The sequence below is a fragment of the Tunicatimonas pelagia genome, assembly GCF_030506325.1.
In the GTDB taxonomy this organism is placed as follows: Bacteria; Bacteroidota; Bacteroidia; order Cytophagales; family Cyclobacteriaceae; genus Tunicatimonas; species Tunicatimonas pelagia.
Window position 1 is genome coordinate 6,436,372 of record NZ_CP120683.1, and the last position, 20,679, is coordinate 6,457,050.

A 20,679-nucleotide genomic window follows, 5' to 3' on the forward strand; every position below is an offset into this window, starting at 1 on the left:
AAGAAGGTATAAAAAAAGGCTGACCCATTGCCCGTAGCATTGCATCAGCCCTTTAATTTTTATCAGTAAATGCTGGCCAGTTTAGAAGCTGTAGCCTACCGACAGTTTATAGAAGGAAGAGATATCGTTTCCACTTTCTTCAACCTGTTCATCCGATCGCAGATCACCTCCAGTAATAAAGCGAGCAAAGGCACCACCTTTGGGGTCGGCAAATTGAACGTAGGGACCCAGCGAGACATAAAAAGGAAATCCAGCATCGTCTTCTGAATCGTTGCCACCAGTGAAGTTGAGTTGCTCAAGATGCAAACCAAAGGATAAAAATGAATTTAGTTTGTAGCCAGCACTTAACCAGTAGTGCAAGAAATTGCTCGTAGAGCTAGCATGATCAAATCCCACGTAGTAGCCAGCGTATAGCTCACCTTCTAATATGTCGGTATCTAAACCTACGGTTAGGTTGGGTACAATACCTTCGGCTAATACAGGGGTGCTTGTGCCCGAGGTCAGGCTACCATTGAGTAAGCCGATTTGGGGGCTCACGTACAAAGCATCACCTACCGGAAATCCTACTCCGACACCTACTTCGGTCCAGTTTCCCCAAGCCTCCTCTCCAGTTCCACCGCCGGTTCCGCCTGACCATAAGATACCGTAAAACGTAAAATCCACTGATCCACTACCGTAGGATCCCGCGAAAAATGGGTAGAATCCAAAAAATAAGTCAGAGTTGAGCGATACGCTCATATCAAAATTATCTTCTTCATCTTGGGCAAACGCGCTGAAAGTAAAAAGCGACAATAAAAATAATGTGTAGATTCTTTTCATTTTAATAATGATTTTAGGGTTTGGGGATGAATAAATTAATAAAAAAAGGAAATTGTTGTCGAAGACGTAATACAATAATAACACTTTAAAAAAATATAGCAATACTATTACAATAAAAAATTACGAGTTTTATCACAATTGAAATTTATTCAATTGATTAATAGACGTTATTAAATATTTTGTAATATTTTTGTGATTAAAATCAATTGATTCTTTTGAAGAGGTGGGTATTTTTTGCTCTAAAAGAACAACTTCAACTGGATAGTTTATTGTGTTTTCGTTCATAAGTGGGAGTTTGAATCAGAAAGTACTGCCTTCTAAGGAGGGCGAATTCAGCTAAAAGCAGGTATTTGGGGCTGATAACGGTTCCATGCTTTATTAAACCAATTCTTTCTGCTAGATTTAGCCAGCAAATCGCGCTTTATGAATGTAAGAGTACTACTTGTTGTCGGGAGTGTAGGGCTTTTTTTTGGCTGTAAATCAGCACCCTCCGCCCCTGAGACCGTGGTTGATTCTCCCAATATCATCTATATTTTGGCTGACGATTTAGGGTACGGAGATGTAGGTGCTTACGGTCAACAGAAGATTGAAACTCCCAATATTGATGCCTTAGCTGCTCAAGGAATGAAATTTACGCAGCACTACTCCGGTTCACCGGTATGCGCTCCTTCTCGTTGCGTACTGCTTACCGGAAAACATACGGGGAATGCCTATATTCGGGGAAATGGTGAATGGAGGGAACGGGGCGAAGTGTGGGATTTTGTAGCGATGCTGGAAGACTCTACATTGGAAGGTCAACGGCCTTTACCCGCCGATACTCCCACCTTACCTAAACTGCTAAAACAAGCTGGGTACGCCACCGGAATGATTGGTAAGTGGGGGTTGGGTGCACCGCACACCAAATCTATACCTACCACCATGGGGTTTGATTACTTCTACGGTTACAACTGCCAACGGCAAGCCCATACGTACTATCCGGTGCACCTCTACGAAAATGAACGACGGGTGTATTTAAGAAACGATACCGTACCCCCCCGTGCCCGAATGCCCGAGGGGGCTGACCCTTACAACTTAGCGAGCTACGCGGACTTTACGCTAACTGACTACACTCCCGACCTAATGTTCGAAAAGCTGATGCAGTTTGTGAACAAGCAGCGGGCTGAACCTTTCTTTATGTACTGGGCTACTCCCATTCCGCATGTACCGCTTCAGGCTCCGCAGCGGTGGGTTGATTATTACGTAGAGAAATTTGGCGATGAACAGCCTTATCTATCCGAACGAAGTTATTTTCCCCATCGCTATCCTCGGGCGGCTTACGCGGCTATGGTCTCTTACCTAGACGAACAGGTGGGGCAGCTAGTCAGTCTGCTGAAAGAGTTGGGGGAATACGAAAATACACTGATTATCTTCACCTCAGATAACGGGCCATCTTTCAATGGAGGAACAGATTCGCCCTGGTTTGATAGTGGTGGGCCGTTTTCTAGTGAAAAGGGCAGGGGCAAAGGTTCCGTCTACGAAGGAGGAATCCGGGTTCCGATGATTGCCAGTTGGCCTGAGCGAATAGCAGCAGGTAGCACTACCGATCATCTTTCGGCTTTTTATGATGTATTACCCACCTTGGCGGAGGTAGCGGGAGTAGATGAACTGCCAGCTACCGACGGCGTTAGCTTTCTCCCCGTACTATTGAGTCAAGATAATCAGCCGAAGCACGACTTTCTATACTGGGAGTTTCCGCAGTACGGCGGTCAGGTTGCTGTGCGGATGGATGAATGGAAGTTTATTCAGCGTGAATTGAATAGTGAGGAGCCAACCTTAGAACTTTATAATTTATCCGAAGATTTAGCGGAAACCAATAATGTGGCCGACAGCCATCCGGATGTTGTGCAGAAAGCGCAATCAATTATTAACCAAGCGCATACTGAACCTACGCTAGAGAATTTTAAAATACCTACGTTAGAAGCTGGATTATAACTAAAAAAACAAAAGACAATATGAATGATATTTCGTTGCTAATACTTGCCGCTGGGTTAGGCAGTCGCTACGGTAGCCTTAAACAAATGGATCAGTTTGGACCTTCGGGGGAGTCTATCATCGATTACTCAGTATACGATGCCATGCGGGCAGGTTTCACTAAAGTAGTATTCGTCATTCGCTCTTCCATGGAGCAGCAATTTAAGGAGGCCTTTCTGAAGCGATTTCCGTCGGATATTGAAGTGAAATACGTCTTTCAGGAATTAGATCATTTGCCCGCTGGCCACACTGTTTCGCCGGAGCGAGAGAAACCTTGGGGAACCGGACACGCTGTCTGGACAGCCGCCGATCAAATTGATGAGCCGTTTGCGGTGATCAACGCCGATGATTTTTACGGTAGGGAATCGCTACAGCGAATGGCTGAATTTTTGAAAAATCCTCCCGAAAATAGCCACTGCCTATTGGGCTACAAACTAGAAAACACCTTGTCTGATTACGGCTATGTTTCTCGGGGTATCTGCGCGGTGCAGGGCGATTCCCTTCAGAGCATTACCGAACGAACACACATTGAACGCCGGGACGATGGACAGATTATTTTCCGATCGGATAAAGGGGAAGAAGTCCCCTTGAGTGGAAAGGAAACAGCTTCCATGAACCTGATGGGCTTCACGCCCGATGTTTTTTCCGTATTTGAACGCTGCTTCGTAGATTTCCTAAAGGAAAACTCTCAGCACCCAAAGCAAGAGTTTTATTTACCTTCGGTCGTAAACGAAATTATCAATAGTAAGATTGCCGAGGTTAAAGTGGTGCCTACTCCCGATAGTTGGTTTGGGGTTACGTATCCGGACGATAAGCAGGTAGCTCGGCAAACCCTCCAGAATTTGGTGGCTGAAGGAGTTTATCCTCCTAACCTCTGGGCAAAGTGAAGAACCAACTCGATCTTCCGTTAGGTAATATTTTAGCGGCATACTTTTCTGATTTTTCTTCAATTTCTGCCCGTCCCTTCGGTTCCGGTCATATCAACGATACGTTTTTACTCACCCACCTCTCGGGTGAGAGGTACTTATTGCAGCGCATTAATCATCAAGTGTTTAAGGATGTAGCGGGATTGATGATAAACATAGACCAAGTTACTCGCCAGGTGCAAAGAGCATTAAAAAAACGGGACGATACTCGTTTCACCACTTTGCGAATTATCTCCACGTTAGAGGGTGGCTTGTTTCATCTTGATCAGTCAGGCAACTACTGGCGAATAATTACCTTTATTCCCAATAGCATTACTTACGACCTGGTAACATCAACGGAGCAGGCTTTTCAGGCTGGATATGCCTTCGGCTACTTTCAACAACTGCTGAGCGATATGCCCGGCGATACATTGCAAGAAACAATTCCTAAGTTTCACGCAATGGACTATCGGTTCAGTAACTTTGATAAAGCTGTTGAAGCCGATTTGGTGCATCGGGTGAAGCAGGCTACGCCTGAGATTGCGTTTGCTTTAGCCCGAAAACAGGAAATGCTCGACTGGCAAGCAGTGGTGAGCAATCCTGAATTTCCCCGGCGGGTTACCCACAATGATACTAAATTCAATAATGTGTTGTTGGATCAGGGAAGTCAACGAGCGGTTGGCGTGATTGATCTGGATACGGTGATGCCGGGGGTAATTGGTTATGATTTCGGCGATGCTATACGAACAATTGCCAACACTGCTGAAGAAGATGAAGCCGACTTAAGTAAAATTTCGGTAAACCTCGATTATTATCGTGTATTTGCTCAAGGTTTTTTGGAGGAATCTGGACAGCAACTTACTGAACTCGAAAAGAAATCGTTGCATTATGCTCCCAACTACATGACTTTTATCATGGGATTACGGATGCTCACCGACTATCTGCAAGGGGATGTATATTATAAAACCAATCATTCGGGGCACAATCTTCAACGAGCAAAAGCACAATTTGAACTTGTGGCTCAGCTAGAAAAATCGGCAAGTCAGACTCAGCAAATTTTAACTGAAGTTTTTTTTAAGTTAGGTAATTAGCTGGAAAACGAATTGTCAGTTCCCCTTTATTCTACTGAAAATTTTAACATCTTTGCGAGAAAGTTATAACAATGGCAAAAGTCTTAGTAACCGGTGGATTGGGGTACATCGGTTCTCACACGGTAGTAACTCTGCTACAACAAAATTTTGAGGTAGTCATCGTAGATGATCTGAGTAATTCTCAGGCAAGTGTGCTCGATCGGGTTGAGCAGATCAGCGGGCAACGACCTCCATTTTACCAACTAAATTTATGCGACGAAAGCGCGGTTGAACAAATGTTTGATAAAGAACCGGGCATTGATTCTATTATTCATTTTGCCGCCAGTAAAGCCGTAGGTGAATCAGTCGCGAAGCCTCTACTGTACTACAAAAATAACTTACTTTCGCTCATTCATCTACTAGAACAAATGAATCAGCGAGGCATAACGGACTTTGTGTTCTCTTCTTCCTGCACGGTCTATGGTCAACCGGATAAGTTACCAGTAACTGAGCAGTCACCCATGAAGCCAGCCGAGTCACCTTACGGAAATACCAAACAAGTAGGTGAGCAAATTTTACAGGATGCTTGTCGGGCGTACCCTTCCTTGCAAGTCATTGCACTCCGCTACTTTAATCCGGTAGGTGCCCACGAATCGGCGTTGATTGGCGAACTACCGACGGGAGTACCTAACAACTTAGTGCCCTTCATCACGCAGACAGCGGCTGGATTACGGCCTCAGCTAAAAGTTTTTGGTCAGGATTATGATACGCCGGATGGTACTGCCGTTCGCGACTACATCCATGTGGTTGATTTAGCCGAAGCTCACGAAATAGCATTACGCCGATTAATGAATGATAAGCAAAAGGAGAACTTTGAGTTTTTCAATATTGGCACCGGAGAGGGGCATAGCGTTTTAGAGGTGGTCAAAACTTTTGAAAAAGTAAATGATCTATCGCTTAATTATGAGCTAGCAGATCGTCGTCCCGGCGATGTAGAACAAGTATACGCCGATACCCACTACGCCAACACCGAACTTGGCTGGAAAGCCACCCGCAACCTAGAAGAAATGCTCACCTCCGCCTGGAAATGGCAAAAACGCATATCTCAATGATATTAAGTGGTCATCAATTATCAGTTGGACATTTCCCCAGATTTATTCTGGGATCTCCTTCATTTTAGGTGGGAGATGCCGGAATTTGCAGAGCCTCATCTGGCAAAGATATGTTAAGAGAATTTTATTCAACGCTTAAATGTATTTATATATTTATCGACATAGCCATGTATCTACTCCACCGTGGCTTGAGCAAGCCCCGGAACCTGTTGCGTTACTGCGAGTTCCATCATTACAGATTGCACCACGTCTATTATTTGGGGGGCAGTTGATATCTGTCTCTTGTTCGCAGCTCATGAAGACACTCAAGACAATTACTGACAGGAAAAACAATTTTTTAAGGTTAGGCATAAGATTTTTGATGAATAGTTTGCGATAAAAGTAAGAATTAATCATCACTCACTAATCATTATTCATTAATTTAGCCTGGTTGTAATTCCACCCTCTTACCGGCTACAGAGAGGTTTTCGTTGACGTACTGTTCGTCCCAGAGGTTGGAGATGACGGCGGAGATATGAGGATTTTGCAAGGCCCAGACATAAGCTTTCATTGGGGCTTTCATATCACCGGGTACAATGCGTTCTACTTTGTCGATGCGCCAGGAAGGAATCGGTTGAATTGCTTTATGGTGCGTAGCTACTGCCATTGCCGCCTTCATAGCGATAATTCCCATGCCGCTTTCGTGCGCCTGACGAATAGCATCTTCTAGGTAGCCACCGTTGATGATGTTATAAGCGCACATCGCTGTATCGTATTCACCCGTTGCAGCGGCTGCCCGAAGCACTCCGGCCGGATCGTTGTGGGTGGAGACTCCTAAAAAGCGAGCTTTTCCTTCTTTCTTGAGTAGGGCAAAGGTTTCGTAGATTTCCGGTATCTGCACTTCTTCGGGGCAGTCGGCACCGTGGGGGCACATCAGAATGTCGAAGTAACCAAAGCCCGTTCGCTTCAAACTTCCTTCAATGGAAGACATGATTTTATCGCGGTACGCCTGACTGCCCTCTACCCGATGGGCGTAGTCTTTTATCATTGCATTGGCCAGAAAAGCACTGTCCATTGACTCGGCCTGCCCTGACCAGTATTTAAGAAAGTACCCCGGCTTATCAACCGCCCGGTCTTGGCGAATTTCTTGAGCCCGCTTCATAATTGCTTCCTGCTTGCCCGTAGGTAGTTCATTATAAATATCCCGGTAGAGCTGATCGCGTACGGCGGCAAAACCACTTACCTTCGTGGTAATAAATACTTTTTCTCGCTTAGATGAACTGTCAATCACTTGACTGTAGGCTTCTTCACATTCGCCATTACCGTAAGCGGGTGCCATATCCAGATAGTTCAGTCCTTTGTCCATTGCTAGCTCCACGGGGCGCGTATTGCCAAACCGAACCGGATCGCCCCCGCAAACTACTTCCGAGATCATCATGCCCGTTCGTCCCAGTTGACGGTACGCCATGTCCGATTGACGGTTGCGCCATTCCTGCACGACTTCGGTTTTTTTAGGCTGATCTGATTTAGCTTGCGCTGCTTGTAAGCCAAGGCTCGATAGTCCGGCGGAGGCAGCCGAGGCAACGGTTAGGAAGTTACGACGGGATAATGATGGGGTGGGGGAGTCCGACTTTTTCATCAGGTTGTTAGTTTACCTCAATATACAAAATCTTAAAGAAAACTAGCGGAGTTGCTAACAACTGCTGTAAAATCCCGATTCAGAGGGTATCTTGTTTACCTCTATCGGGCGGTTACGTAATTGATAAATAGTAGTCCACGCTCACTATCAAAATTCTTTTTGGGGCAAGCTCTCATCCACAATGAGCTTCTTCACGCGTAGTCGCTCTACCGAGAGATCATCAATCTTCAGCGATTTGATCCGACCTTTTACCAAGGCAAGTGAGCCAATAGCCACTGTACCAATGGCGAGTGCGCCCACAGCCATAGCGCCAACGCTAATGGCAATGGTAGCTGTTGCTAAACGGCTAACAGCAGGTTGGTACGTTGGCTTACGAGTGCGAAAATGATTATGAAGGAGTTGCATAACGTAGTCTTTACCTAGCATTACGAATAATGTATCGATTCGTTGATGCCATCACTGTTTATTATGCACGAAAGATACTATACTTGGTAATGATGGATGAATAATGACTAATGAATGATTACTTTGCATTCGTCATTCGTTGTACTGACATATCAACTTGAGGGCAAATATAGAATACTCTTGCCGGATAAGGCTCTGTGCTCGGCACCCGACGAATTCCGGCATCTCATGGAGTAGACCCCGTCGGGGTGCCGACCGGAATTCGCTTTTGCTTATCCGGGGAAAGTGTCCCTATGATAGAATGTCATTACAATTAGTCATTTATCATTAATCATTACAACTATGAAGGGTAGAATCGCTATACTCGGAGGAGGAAACTTAGGAAAAGCCATTGCTATCGGTTTGGCCAGCACCGAGCAGTACGAAGCTAATCATATTTTGGTAACCAAACGCCGAATGCACGGAGTAGAAGACCTGCAAAAGCTAGGTATACAAACTACCAGTGATAACCGGGAAGCAGTGAAAGAATCTGAGCTGATTTTACTCTGTGTCCAGCCTAAGCAACTGGAGTACTTACTCATTGAAATTCGCGATGTGCTAGATCCCAAACAGCACGTATTGGTATCAACCATTACCGGAGTGAGCATTAGCGATATTGCTCGGCTAACACTGGAGGATTTTCCCATTATTCGGGCGATGCCCAACACCGCTATTGCCATCCGGGAATCGATGACTTGTTTAGCGGCGCAGAATACATCGGATGATTTGCTAAAGCAGGTACAGGCTATCTTTGATGTGATGGGTGCCACGCTGGTCATTGACGAAGAAATGATGGCGGCGGCTACTGTGCTGGGAGCCAGTGGTATTGCCTTTTGCCTGCGCTACATTCGGGCGGCGGCTCAGGGAGGTATCCAGATGGGGTTTCATGCCGAAGAAGCTCAAAAGATTGCCGTGCAGGTGTGCCGAGGAGCCGCTTCCCTCATTCTACAAAACGAGCAGCATCCTGAAACCGAAATTGACAAAGTAACCACTCCCCAGGGCTGCACCATTGCCGGACTCAACGAAATGGAGCACAACGGACTTAGCTCGGCGGTCATCAAAGGCATCATGACTTCCCATCGCCGGATCGGGAATATTACGGATTGATTTTAATGAGTAATGACTGGTGAATAATGACTAAAACTCAACAGTCACTATTTAACGGCCCCCTACGCATTTGCTATTTCTTTTAGGGAGGTGACCAACTGATCTAGCTCATCTAGTGAAGTGTACAGGTGAGGAGTTACCCGAATGCCCCGCACCGCTTCGTTGTTGATTGCTACTGTAAAGATGTTGTAGTCATCCATCAATTGTTCAGCCAATTCGTCAGGACTCAGCGAAACAACGCCCACATTGGTAATCCCGCTGGAGCGTTCTTCTTCCCAGGGGGTGTTGATAATTATCCTGGGCGTATCTTTCAATTTTTCCGTCCAGTACTGCTTAAGGTAGCGAAGCCGGGCTTGCTTACGGTGGACTCCAATTGTATCCTGAAACTTGAGTGCATCCAAAATCGAGAGTTGTCCGGTGACGGGTAGGGTGCCGTGATGCTCAAACTTACGGATATCGTCGTTGGGATACGTGTCATCACCCAGCAGTGGCCATACTTTGGCGATTTTCTCTTTTTTCACAAACAGCATTCCGTTCCCTAGCGGGGCACCTACCCACTTGTGCAGGCTAGTTCCCCAGTAATCGCAATCCAGATCACGAATTTTGAAATCCAGTTGCCCCAGCGCGTGCGCCGAGTCGCAGATGACTTCCACTCCGTGGGAGTGGGCCATATCGCAAATCTTGCGTACCGGAAGTACTTGTCCGGTGATATTAATCAAATGCGTCACCAGCATTACCTTAGTTCGCGGAGTGATCGCCTGTTCAAAAGCAGTTACAATTTCTTGGTCATTTTTTGGGTGTAGTGGCAGAGAAATCACCCGGTTCACAATTTTATCTCGTCGTGCTCGCTGGTTAAAAGCCGCCAGCATACTGCCGTAGTCCTGGTTGGTCATAATCGCCTCGTCGCCCGGAGCGAGATCCAATCCCAGAATTACCGTGTCTAGGGCTTCAGTAGTGTTTCGGCAAATCACCATCTCATCAACGGAGCAACCCGCAAAATCAGCGAGAGCTTGCCGCACTTTGAGGCGATCATCCCACTGATGGGTTCGCATGTAGTAGGAGGGAGTCTCGTTCACCCGTTGAATGTGCTGCCACTGAGCCTCCAGCACTGGCCAAGCGGCTAGGCTGTAGTACCCATTTTCCAGATTGATAAAGTCATCAGAAACCCGATAGGCTTTAGCTACTTCCTGCCAGTAAGCTTCATCGCGGGCAATATCTTGGTTAGATCGTTGCTTTTGATTACTGAGGTAGGCGAGGAGCTGATTCCATTCTGAGGTAGAAAGTGAGCTGAATGCCAGCGGTGAGACACTTAAAGTACCAAACTGTTGTAAAAAAGAGCGACGACTATTTTCCATTCTATGCGTAGTAGTGTAATTTCAAGGCGATTTTTTGTTAGGCGATTACACCAAGAGCCAGTTAGGCATTTGAAGGAGTAATCCCGTTCAAACTACCAAATCTACCGTATAAAGCCAACCTATGAAACACTTTACATCCGTCCAAGATATTTCCGACTGGTCAGTCCTGTGGGAAAAAGTAAAACAAATAAAGCAAGCACCGCAGGGAAGAAAAACACTCGGGCAAGGCAAAGCCATGTGCCTGATCTTCCTGAATTCTAGTTTACGAACTCGCCTCAGTACCCAACGAGCCGCGATGAATATTGGACTGGATACGGTGGTGTTTGATATCAATCAGGGAGGCTGGCAACTGGAAATGGCTGACGGAGTGGTGATGAGCGGTTCCAAAGCTGAGCATGTGAAAGAAGCCGCGGCCGTAATTGGTTCTTACTACGATGTGATTGGCATCCGAGCGTTTGCCCAACTCCAAGATCGGGCGGAAGATTATCAGGAAACTATCATTCAGCAGTTTAAAAAGTACGCCGGGGTACCTATTATCAGTTTGGAGTCGTCGGTGCGTCATCCACTTCAATCCCTTACCGACTTGATTACCATTGAAGAATACAAGAAGACAGAACGACCGAAAGTAGTGCTAAGTTGGGCACCGCATCCTCGCGCGTTGCCCCAGGCCGTAGCCAATTCCTTTTTAGAGTGGATGAAAACGACCGATTACGAGGTGGTGCTGACTCACCCCGAAGGATACGATTTGGCCGAGGAATTTACGCAAGGTATTACTTCAACTAACAATCAAAGTGAAGCACTGCAAAATGCTGATTTCGTGTATGTTAAAAACTGGTCATCATACCAAGATTACGGAAAAATAGTAAGAGCTGATGACGAGTGGATGATTACCGATGAAAAGATGAAATTAACCAACGATGCCCATTTTATGCATTGCCTACCCGTGCGCCGTAATGTGGTAGTGGCCGACGGAGTAATTGATAGTCCCAACAGTTTGGTGATTCCTCAGGCAGCCCATCGAGTAACAGCAGCGCAAACAGTTTTAGAATTAATGCTAGATCATGCCTAAGCTCAGTATTGTAAAAATCGGCGGAAAAGTCATTGACGACTTGCAGTCACTATCCGAATTTCTAACTGGATTCTCCCTGATAACCGGGCCTAAGATTTTGGTGCATGGAGGTGGTGCGAGTGCCAGCAGGCTAGCCGAGCAAATGGGAATTCCGGTGCAGATGGTGGACGGTCGGCGCATTACTGATGCTAATATGCTAAAGGTCGTGGTGATGATATACGCCGGATGGGTAAACAAGCAAATTGTAGCGATGCTACAAGCCAGGAAAACCGATGCGCTGGGGTTAACCGGAGCGGATCAGAATATCATTCGTTCGATAAAGCGTCCGGCTCAGCCGATAGACTTCGGGTTTGTAGGAGATGTAAAGCAGGTAGATGCGGATAGATTAAGTAAGTTGCTTAACGAGGGCACCACCCCGGTAGTAGCCCCAATTACCCACGATGGTAGCGGAAGTTTACTGAATACCAATGCCGATACCATCGCTACCGAACTGGCTATTGCCTTGACTAAGCAGTATGATGTACGGTTAGCCTTTTGTTTTGAAAAGAAAGGAGTGCTAGCCAATGTAGAAGATGATAATTCAGTGATGCCTTCCATCTCCCAGAGTGAGTATGGTAAAATGAAGAAGCAAGGGCAAGTCCATTCGGGAATGATTCCTAAACTGGATAATGCCTACCGAGCCATCAATAGAGGGGTAGCCACGGTAAAAATTATGCACCACAGTGATATTCATCGCTGGCAGCCTGACGTATCCGCCGAAAAACGTAACTTTGGAACAAGCTTAAACAATGAGTAATGAACAATTGATAGTGGATAATGGAAAACGGAAGTAGGAAGCAATGAGCCATGAACAAAATAAGCGGGGAGCTGGGGGCAGGGAGCGAGAAGTAAAATGTAAGTAGCTCTAACACCAAACGCCCGGCTCCACGCCCTCAGCCCCCTGCTAAAAGAATAATCAACAATTGAGCAATTGGACACTTCAAACTTCTCAACCTGTGGACTATGGACTATGGACTATGGACTGTGGACTGTGGACTAAAAAACAATCAACAATTTAGCTATCCAACAATCAACAGATATGAACGAAACAACAACACCCACCCAAGCCGCAGTACAATTGCTGCAAGAACTTGTCGCCACCCAATCGTTTAGCCGGGAGGAAGAAAAAACGGCAGACATTATTACTCAGCGTCTGGAGCAGGAAGGAAAGGAAGTACACCGACTGAAAAACAACGTGTGGGTACGTTCCCAAGATTTTCGGGACGACTGGCCTACTTTGTTACTAAATTCTCATCACGATACGGTAAAACCGGGAGATTCCTGGACACGCGATCCTTTTGACTCCAGTATCGAGACGGTTGACGGTGAAGAAACGCTCTACGGGCTAGGTTCCAACGATGCCGGAGGCTGTCTAGTAGCATTGTTACAGGCATTTCTTCACATGGACGAAGTAGCTGACCGGGGATTTAATTTGATCTTTGCTGCGTCAGCCGAGGAGGAGATTTCGGGTGAAAGTGGAATTTCGGCTCTGCTTCCCAAACTAGGAAAAATTGACGTAGGCATAGTAGGTGAGCCGACCCGAATGAGGATGGCGGTAGCTGAAAAAGGGTTGTTGGTACTCGACTGCACTGCAACCGGTATAACTGGTCACGCCGCACGCCATGAGGGGGTAAATGCTATTTACGAAGCCTTACAGGATATCCGTTGGATTAAGAATTTTCGCTTCACTGATAAATCGGATCTACTAGGTGAAACCACCGCTGCTGTCACGCAAATCAATGCTGGAATTCAGCATAATATCGTCCCCGATAAATGCACCTTTGTGGTAGACATTCGCACTAACGAACTGTACACCAATGAGCAGGTGCTGGAAATATTTGAGCATAATTTGCTATCGGATATTAAAGCCCGTTCGCTGCGGTTGCAGTCATCTTCTTTATCCAAAGACCACCCTTTAGTACAACGAGGTATGGAGTTAGGTTGGGAGTACTACGGTTCACCTACACTATCTGATCAGGCACTGTGTCGAGATTTTTCTACGCTGAAGCTAGGTCCCGGTAGTTCCGGACGCTCCCATACAGCGGATGAATACATTCGAGTATCGGAAATTCAGGAAGGAATTGAAAAATATATTCAGTTGCTTACTGGACTTAAGCTAGAAAAAGACTAATTTGGTATTCGTATAGACAATTGAATCATTTCTGCCTTTCCCTTGCTTTAATATTTCTTCATCTCTTTACCGTCCAAGCCTGTGAAACTCTGGCAGAAAACTACTACGTCTATTGACAAGCGCATTGAGCGTTTTACCATTGGTCAAGATGCCGTTCTTGATTTAGTACTCGCCCCCTACGATGTGTTGGGAACACTGGCGCATATTACCATGCTACAAGAAGTTGGGCTACTGAAAAAGAAAGAGCTGAATAAGCTCTGCCCGGTGTTGCAGCAGCTATACCGACAAATTCAGGGGGAGGGGTTTACCATTGATGATGGAGTAGAAGATATACACTCGCAAGTGGAGATGCTACTGACCCGGGAGTTGGGAGAGATCGGTAAGAAAGTACACAGTGGTCGTTCCCGTAATGATCAGGTATTGGTAGACCTGCGCTTGTACTTCCGCGATGAATTACAACAAGCAGTATCGGGGGTACAGGCACTATTCGAGCGTTTGCAGGGATTGAGTGAACAGCATCAGGATGTACTACTTCCGGGTTATACGCACACTCAAGTAGCTATGCCTTCTTCTTTTGGCTTATGGTTTGGTGCCTACGCCGAAAGTTTGGCGGACGATATGCTAATGTTATTGGCGGCTTACCGTCTGGTAAATCAAAATCCGCTGGGCTCGGCAGCCGGTTACGGTTCGTCCTTTCCACTCAATCGCCAGATGACTACGGATTTGCTGGGTTTTGATACGCTAAACTATAACTCAGTGTACGCCCAAATGGGACGAGGTAAAACCGAACGGATAGTAGCCTTTGCTATTTCTACGGTAGCAGCAACCGTAGGAAAAATGGCGGATGATATTTGCTGGTACGTGAGTCAGAATTTTCAGTTTATCCGTTTTCCCGACCACCTGACTACCGGTTCATCGATTATGCCCCATAAGAAAAATCCGGATGTGTTTGAACTGATCCGAGCCAAGTGTAACCAATTACAGGGGTTATCCAACCAGATTACTTTAGTCAACACTAACATGATTTCGGGCTATCATCGCGACTGGCAAATTCTGAAAGAAGGGCTATTTCCGGCTTTTGGGCAATTGAAAGACTGTTTAGCGATTCTGGACTATGCTCTTCAGCATATCTCGGTTAACGAAGATATTTTGGAGGACGAACGCTATCGGTACTTGTTTACGGTTGAGCGAGTCAACGAAAAAGTGCTAGCGGGAAAACCTTTCCGGGACGCTTATCAGGAAGTAGGTCGGGAAATTGCTGACAATACCTACGAACCACCCACCGAGATTAATCACACCCACGAAGGAAGCATTGGTAACTTGCAAAACGATGCCATTGCTGAGAAATTTCAGAGTGTACTCCAGCAGTTCAATTTTGATCAGGCGCAACGAGCCATTGAAAAACTGTTAAAGAATCGCTAAGAAAAAGTAGTATTACTTCAGTAGCTATTTTCACTAGTTGCATGTAGTCAGTTAGCCGGAAGCAGACTAATATTTACTTTGCATTTTAGTGTTTATTTTTTATTGTTTTCGACTTCTTTCCAAAAGATAGTTATATCTTATTTTCTGATAATCTTACACAGCTAAGAGGATTTTGATTATTACCCAGAAAAACTGGGCTCCATTCCCTTTCTTGCCTATCAATTAAACACACACCTGTAGTTCCGTCAGATAAAAGCTTACTGATGTAGGCCCAAGTACGGCAATACCCATTTTCACTTTATTTCTAATTATTACAAACCAAACAGTTAATATTCTAAATTTTAATCATTAATATTATGTCGAAAGTAAGGATTTACGTAAGTCGCGACCCAAATACGGGTGAATTGCATCTTCGAGACAGTGAAGGCCACGAAGGTAACGGGAGCATTGTTACAGAAGTACACCACGGAGATGAAGTAGAGTGGGTGTTAGGTGAAGGAATTGACGAGATTACCGGTATCTGTCCAGCCAGTGGTAGTCAGAATATTTTCCAAGGTGAAGTGAGAAAAAATGGTAACGGCAACTGGAAAGGAACCGTCAATGAGTGTGCCGAGGGTAGCGAAGAGTATGTGATTGAGTATGTGACAGAAGGTAAGACTGCTCGGTCAAGTAATCCCCAACTAGATGTGAAACCACCTAGGTAATAATGCTTTTTAAATCTGCGAAAACAATATTATTATTGAACATAGCCTATTTTTTAGTAGGCTATTTTACTTTTTCTAATGCCCAAGTATTAAATCAATCCAAAGCAGATAGTCTTATTCATATTATATCAACCGAAGAATTTCCTGATACGTTGAGGTACAAGATAGCGATGGATATTGCTGATTACTCGACTGTTCCTAGGCTATCTTTGGAATATGCAAAGCAATCTTTAGAAATAGCTAGTACACTAGAAAATCCACTATGGCAGGGTGCCGCATTATTGAATATTGCTAAATGGTATAGGAAATTAGGTGATGGTGAAAGTGCTCTTAATGCCGCAATGAGTAGTATTTCTTACTATCAACTTGCTAACTCTCAATTAGGCGTTTCATCAGGCTATTTAATACTTGGTGATATATATTCTCGTCAGGAAAATATTTCGCGAGCTTTAAAGTATTATAAACAGTCTATAAAAATATTCAGAGAAGAGCAAGACTCTTCTAGACTCGCTACAGTATTACTAAATACTGGTAATGTCTATCAAGAAAATTATCAATATGACTCTGCATTAAGGTTCATTAGAGAAGCGAAAGTGTTATTCGGTAAACTTCAAATTGAAATAGGAGAGGCTTACGCCACGGGTAACCTTGGTTTATTGGAGATTGAGCAAGGGAATTATATTAGCGGAGAAGAAAATCTGAATGAAGCCATAGCTCGGCTGGAGAAATTTGGAGATAACTACGCAATTGCTGAATACCAATTATCATTATCTAAAATTTACCAGAGCCGGGGAGATACTGTAGCCGCATTAAATTACGCTCAACAAAGTTGGGAAATGGCTGAGCAGGATGGTTTGCTGGAACAAATGCGGAACGTTAGTGAGCGTTTGGCTTCTATCTACGTACAGCGGGGTGATTATGAGCAAGCCTACCTTCATCAAACCCGTTATCTGAAACTAAAAGATAGTATTAATAATATTGAGGTGGTTCAAAACCTGGCCGATATGCGTACCGAGTTTGAGGTGGCGCAGAAGCAATCGGAAATAGACTTGTTGACGGAGAAACGAAATAGCCAACGAAAGATTCAGGTGGGGCTAATCTTACTATTGTTATTGATTGTGGTAGTGGCTTGGTTATTTTATCGTAGCTATTGCATACAAAAGAAAGCCAATGAACAATTAAACCAGCAGAAGAAAGAGCTGAACGCTAAAAATGAGATGCTAGATGCCCTGATTGTTACTCGCGAACGCTTCTTTTCAATCATCTCCCACGATCTACGGGGGCCAGTAGGTTCATTTTATAGTCTGGCTAGCATTCTTAAAATGCACTTACAAAAGCAAGAATACGTTAATCTGCCACCTATTATTGATCATATAGAAAAGTCAGCTATTCACCTTTCGCTAATGCTGGATAATCTGCTGAACTGGGCACTCAATCAGCAGGATGATATTCCTATTCAACCAGAAAAACTGCTAGTAAAAGAAATTACTGATGAAGTAGTTGAAGTTTTTCAAACAGTAGCTCTTTCTAAAAATATTACCTTAAGCTCTCTGATCGATACTTCGCTCTACGCATGGGTTGACCGGAATGTATTGTTTACCATTATCCGTAATCTAACGAACAATGCCCTGAAATTTACCCCTGTAAATGGGGCGGTGACCATTACGGCTCAGCGGTCGGGTGGCGATGTGGTAATTCAGGTAATCGATACAGGTATCGGAATATCAGCCGAGAAACTAGAAACGCTTTTCCAACCGCAGGAAGGACAATCTACCTGGGGAACCTCGGGAGAAAAAGGAGTAGGACTAGGGCTACAATTAGTCAAAGAGTTTACCGATCGAAGTAGCGGAACCATCGATGTGGTCAGCGTTCCCGGTTCAGGTACTACCTTTTCGGTGCGGCTACCAGCTGATCGTAAAGAGAAAGTAATCGCCTAAAACAAGATTTTTCTTAATCGGTTATTGATGCTATGAATCAAGTTACTCCGTCGTGGATGAGTCTAACACTCAAAATTGCTGCCGCCTACAATCTTCTGTGGGGCGCTTGGGTAGTGTTGTTTCCCAATCACTTTTTTGAGTTAGTAGGAATGGAGTTACCGCGCCACACCATGATCTGGCAAGGAATGGGCATGGTGATCGGTGTCTACGGCTTAGGCTATTGGTGGTCAAGTTTTGATCCGGTACGCCACTGGCCTATTGTGGTAGTGGGTTTTCTAGGTAAAATCTTTGGCCCCATTGGTTTCGTCTACAATTACTTATTGAGTGAGGTTCCAGCCGCATTTGCCTACACCCTTATTACCAATGACTTCATCTGGTGGGTACCGTTCTTTCTGATTTTACGAGCAGCGCACCAAGCTGGCTGGCCGTTAACATCATCGGGGTCAAAGCCGGCTAAAGCATGAAAAGAAGCTGCATACTCTGCTAGCCTTGGCGAGAAGGATGCCACGAAAGCTACCAAAATACCTGATTTTGTCTAATTTGCCAGCTACACCATGTATCTTGTCGTATTTAATAATCTATTTTTTTCACGATGCGCCTACGACCAATTCATCTTTTTCCTTACTTAGCCTTATGCATTCTTCTAAGCTGTACTTCCCCTCAGGAAGAAGCTGCTGAAGAGGAATCGCGTCCCAATGTGCTACTAATCCTGACCGATGATCAGGGCTGGGGCGACTTAGGTGTACACGGTAATCCGATAATTCAAACTCCAGTGTTGGATGATTTTGCCCGCAACGGAGTGCAGATCAAAAATTTCTACGTAAGTCCATTGTGCGCCCCCACCCGGGCTAGTCTGCTCACTGGACGTTATCACCTGCGAACCGGGACGCGCTGGGTATCCGATGGTTTGGAAAACATGAATCCGGAAGAAATCACGTTAGCCGAAATGTTCCAGTCGGCGGACTACGCTACGGGCTGTTTTGGTAAGTGGCACAATGGAGCACATTTCCCATTTCATCCCAATCAGCAGGGCTTCGATGAGTTTTTTGGTTTTTGTGCCGGTCACTGGAATAACTACTTCAATACTACTTTGCAACATAACAGTGAGCCATTTCTGACCGAAGGCTACATCACTGACGTGCTAACTGACCAGGCCATTAATTTTATAGAACAAGCGAAGGGCGAACCCTTTTTCTGCTACGTACCCTACAATGTTCCGCACGGCCCGTTTCAGGTTCCTGACGAGTATTTTGATAAATACTACGATCAATTGGATACTATGCAAGACGAGACCGAGCGAAATAAGCTAGCAGCCGTCTACGGGATGTGCGAAAATATGGATGCTAACGTCGGGCGATTATTATCTTCTCTAGAGAAACATGGAGTCCGGGATAATACGATTGTCATTTTCCTAACCGACAATGGTCCCAACGGTAGTCGGTATAACGGTGGGATGCGCGGAACCAAAGGCTCAACCCACGAAGGCGGAACTCGGGTTCCCTTTTTTGTGCAGTGGCCCACAAATCTTCCCAGCGGAAGCACAGTGGACGGACTAGCGGCTCACATAGATATACTGCCTACTCTGGCTGGACTCTGCGAAATACAATTACCTAATCGGGAGATAGACGGAATAAATCTGACTGATAGGTTGGTAGAGGCTAACGCAACTATTCCGGATCGAACCCTCTTTTTTCAGCAGTCAGATCGAGAGCTGTTACCACAAAGGGGGGCAGTTAGAACAAACGAGTATCGGTTGGTGAATTACCCTAATTACACCGGATTATACAATCTTCAGGTCGATCCTGATGAGTCAGAAGATCTGAGCCAGGAATTTCCCCAGTTGTACGATAGTTTGATGGCGGTGTACAACGAATGGTTTGAGCAGATGAAATCAGAAACGGTGGATATGACAACTATCCCTATCGGGTTTAAGGCGCAAACACAAGCCGTACTGCCCGCCCACGAAAGTTACTTTTCTGGGAATGTCTCCTTTAAAGAAGGACACGGCTGGGCGCACGACTGGCTGGTAAATTGGACAAGCCCTGACGACCGTATTCATTGGGATGTGGAAGTACAGTCTCCAGTTACGTACCAAGTCTATCTCTCTTACACCGTTCCCGAATCCGACGCTGGGGCAGTTATTCAACTTGAGGCTGGCGATAATTCATTAGTTGATACTTTATCCACTGCTTTTGACCCAGCGTATATCCCCAGCCCCGACCGAATTCAGCGAATTGAAGTTTACGAAAAAGAATGGGCTAAAACCTACTTGGGCGATATTACATTACAACCCAGTTCACAAACGCTTACTTTACTTGCTAAACAAATAGCGGGTAGCCAAGTGGCTGAAGTGAAAGGGCTGGTTTTAGAGAGGAAGTGATCACGTTAGTTTGCGACACTATGAGGTAGTATTTCATTTGACTAAGCCGATTGCGCTTTTTCAGAACGCACTTGGTAGATACGGATAATCTCGGCAATGGCTCTGCGCTTGCGATAATAAGAGACAAGTTGTACTACCATAATGTAGCTGAACACTGAAATTAGAGCAGCTAATACACTGTTTCCGACCAGAAATGCTTGGGTATGCCGAGTGAGCAATGTAATCCAAGATTCTTCAATTACCGTAGGGGCTGATCGGTTGAGTAGTACGCTACCTAGCCAATAGCTGGCGTAATACACCGGAAGCTGAAGAAGCGGATTCCACATGGTTATGGCTAAAACCATCGCGATTTTGTTCAGCATCCGAAATACGAGGATCAGCAATAAGCCTATAAAAATTCCAAAGCCAGGGGTGGGGAGAATAGCAATCAACGTACCTAGTGAGAAACTTAGAGCGATAGCCTGACTACTGCTTTCGGGCTGAATTAGTCGTTCAATAAATTGCACTATTTTCTCTCTTACTACCGCTTTGTTCATTGGGATTTTTCTTACTACAAT

The 20,679-nt window shown here is 45.2% G+C and carries 19 protein-coding genes; 13 read left to right on the forward strand and 6 right to left on the reverse strand.

Annotated features, from left to right (window positions below; genetic code table 11):
• Window positions 1-81: 81 nt before the first annotated feature.
• Window positions 82-819 carry a DUF6733 family protein gene (locus P0M28_RS27520; protein WP_302206714.1) on the reverse strand — a complete coding sequence of 246 codons (738 nt, stop codon included), beginning with the start codon at window positions 817-819 and terminating at the stop codon, window positions 82-84.
• Between the two features lie 423 nt (window positions 820-1,242).
• On the opposite strand from P0M28_RS27520, the gene P0M28_RS27525 reads away from it, so the two are divergent.
• The 4 genes from P0M28_RS27525 (at window position 1,243) to galE (ending at window position 5,916) form a co-directional block, all read left to right on the forward strand.
• Window positions 1,243-2,790, forward strand: a complete 1,548-nt coding sequence (locus P0M28_RS27525) for an arylsulfatase (RefSeq protein WP_302206715.1) — start codon at window positions 1,243-1,245, stop codon at window positions 2,788-2,790.
• Between the two features lie 20 nt (window positions 2,791-2,810).
• Window positions 2,811-3,716 carry a nucleotidyltransferase family protein gene (locus P0M28_RS27530; protein ID WP_302206716.1) on the forward strand — a complete coding sequence of 302 codons (906 nt, stop codon included), beginning with the start codon at window positions 2,811-2,813 and terminating at the stop codon, window positions 3,714-3,716.
• Window positions 3,713-4,825, forward strand: coding sequence for a phosphotransferase enzyme family protein (locus tag P0M28_RS27535; protein ID WP_302206717.1), 1,113 nt, complete (start codon window positions 3,713-3,715; stop codon window positions 4,823-4,825). Before P0M28_RS27530 ends, P0M28_RS27535 begins: the two co-directional genes overlap by 4 nt.
• 71 nt (window positions 4,826-4,896) lie before the next feature.
• Window positions 4,897-5,916, forward strand: a complete 1,020-nt coding sequence (galE, locus tag P0M28_RS27540; RefSeq protein ID WP_302206718.1) for a UDP-glucose 4-epimerase GalE — start codon at window positions 4,897-4,899, stop codon at window positions 5,914-5,916.
• A 153-nt stretch (window positions 5,917-6,069) separates the two neighbouring features.
• Here the strand turns inward: galE and P0M28_RS31295 are convergent, their stop codons facing one another.
• The 3 genes from P0M28_RS31295 to P0M28_RS27550 all read right to left on the reverse strand — a co-directional run bounded on the left by P0M28_RS31295 (window position 6,070) and on the right by P0M28_RS27550 (window position 7,960).
• Window positions 6,070-6,312, reverse strand: a complete 243-nt coding sequence (locus P0M28_RS31295) for a DUF3761 domain-containing protein (RefSeq protein ID WP_496060939.1) — start codon at window positions 6,310-6,312, stop codon at window positions 6,070-6,072.
• A gap of 25 nt (window positions 6,313-6,337) precedes the next feature.
• Entirely contained in the window at window positions 6,338-7,534 is a 1,197-nt protein-coding gene (locus tag P0M28_RS27545) for an aldo/keto reductase (RefSeq protein ID WP_302206719.1), read from the reverse strand.
• A gap of 147 nt (window positions 7,535-7,681) precedes the next feature.
• Entirely contained in the window at window positions 7,682-7,960 is a 279-nt protein-coding gene (locus P0M28_RS27550; RefSeq protein ID WP_302206720.1) for a hypothetical protein, read from the reverse strand.
• A 321-nt stretch (window positions 7,961-8,281) separates the two neighbouring features.
• Between P0M28_RS27550 and proC the strand changes: the two genes are divergently transcribed.
• Entirely contained in the window at window positions 8,282-9,085 is an 804-nt protein-coding gene (gene proC / locus P0M28_RS27555; protein WP_302206721.1) for a pyrroline-5-carboxylate reductase, read from the forward strand.
• Between the two features lie 62 nt (window positions 9,086-9,147).
• On the opposite strand, the gene P0M28_RS27560 is transcribed toward proC, so the two are convergent.
• Window positions 9,148-10,440 carry an aminotransferase class V-fold PLP-dependent enzyme gene (locus P0M28_RS27560; protein ID WP_302206722.1) on the reverse strand — a complete coding sequence of 431 codons (1,293 nt, stop codon included), beginning with the start codon at window positions 10,438-10,440 and terminating at the stop codon, window positions 9,148-9,150.
• Between the two features lie 121 nt (window positions 10,441-10,561).
• Between P0M28_RS27560 and P0M28_RS27565 the strand changes: the two genes are divergently transcribed.
• From P0M28_RS27565 to P0M28_RS27600, 8 genes are all read left to right on the forward strand, one after another.
• On the forward strand, window positions 10,562-11,509 hold the full coding sequence (locus P0M28_RS27565) for an N-acetylornithine carbamoyltransferase (protein WP_302206723.1): 948 nt from the start codon (window positions 10,562-10,564) through the stop codon (window positions 11,507-11,509).
• A complete protein-coding gene (argB, locus tag P0M28_RS27570; protein WP_302206724.1) occupies window positions 11,502-12,305 on the forward strand; it encodes an acetylglutamate kinase in 804 nt (267 codons plus the stop codon). The genes P0M28_RS27565 and argB overlap by 8 nt, the downstream gene beginning before the upstream one ends.
• Before the next feature lie 282 nt (window positions 12,306-12,587).
• Window positions 12,588-13,679: a M20/M25/M40 family metallo-hydrolase gene (locus P0M28_RS27575; protein ID WP_302206725.1), complete on the forward strand. Its 1,092-nt coding sequence runs from the start codon at window positions 12,588-12,590 to the stop codon at window positions 13,677-13,679.
• An 81-nt stretch (window positions 13,680-13,760) separates the two neighbouring features.
• A complete protein-coding gene (gene argH / locus P0M28_RS27580; protein WP_302206726.1) occupies window positions 13,761-15,101 on the forward strand; it encodes an argininosuccinate lyase in 1,341 nt (446 codons plus the stop codon).
• 356 nt (window positions 15,102-15,457) lie between these two features.
• Entirely contained in the window at window positions 15,458-15,805 is a 348-nt protein-coding gene (locus tag P0M28_RS27585; RefSeq protein WP_302206727.1) for a hypothetical protein, read from the forward strand.
• 35 nt (window positions 15,806-15,840) lie between these two features.
• On the forward strand, window positions 15,841-17,742 hold the full coding sequence (locus tag P0M28_RS27590; protein WP_302206728.1) for a tetratricopeptide repeat-containing sensor histidine kinase: 1,902 nt from the start codon (window positions 15,841-15,843) through the stop codon (window positions 17,740-17,742).
• Window positions 17,743-17,774: 32 nt separating this feature from the next.
• Window positions 17,775-18,206 (forward strand): alkyl hydroperoxide reductase, encoded by a 432-nt coding sequence (locus tag P0M28_RS27595; protein WP_302206729.1) that lies wholly within the window; start codon window positions 17,775-17,777, stop codon window positions 18,204-18,206.
• 128 nt (window positions 18,207-18,334) lie between these two features.
• On the forward strand, window positions 18,335-20,122 hold the full coding sequence (locus P0M28_RS27600) for an arylsulfatase (RefSeq protein ID WP_302206730.1): 1,788 nt from the start codon (window positions 18,335-18,337) through the stop codon (window positions 20,120-20,122).
• A gap of 41 nt (window positions 20,123-20,163) precedes the next feature.
• Here P0M28_RS27600 and P0M28_RS27605 read toward each other — a convergent pair whose 3' ends face one another.
• Window positions 20,164-20,658, reverse strand: a complete 495-nt coding sequence (locus P0M28_RS27605; RefSeq protein WP_302206731.1) for a DUF2062 domain-containing protein — start codon at window positions 20,656-20,658, stop codon at window positions 20,164-20,166.
• Window positions 20,659-20,679 lie beyond the last annotated feature (21 nt).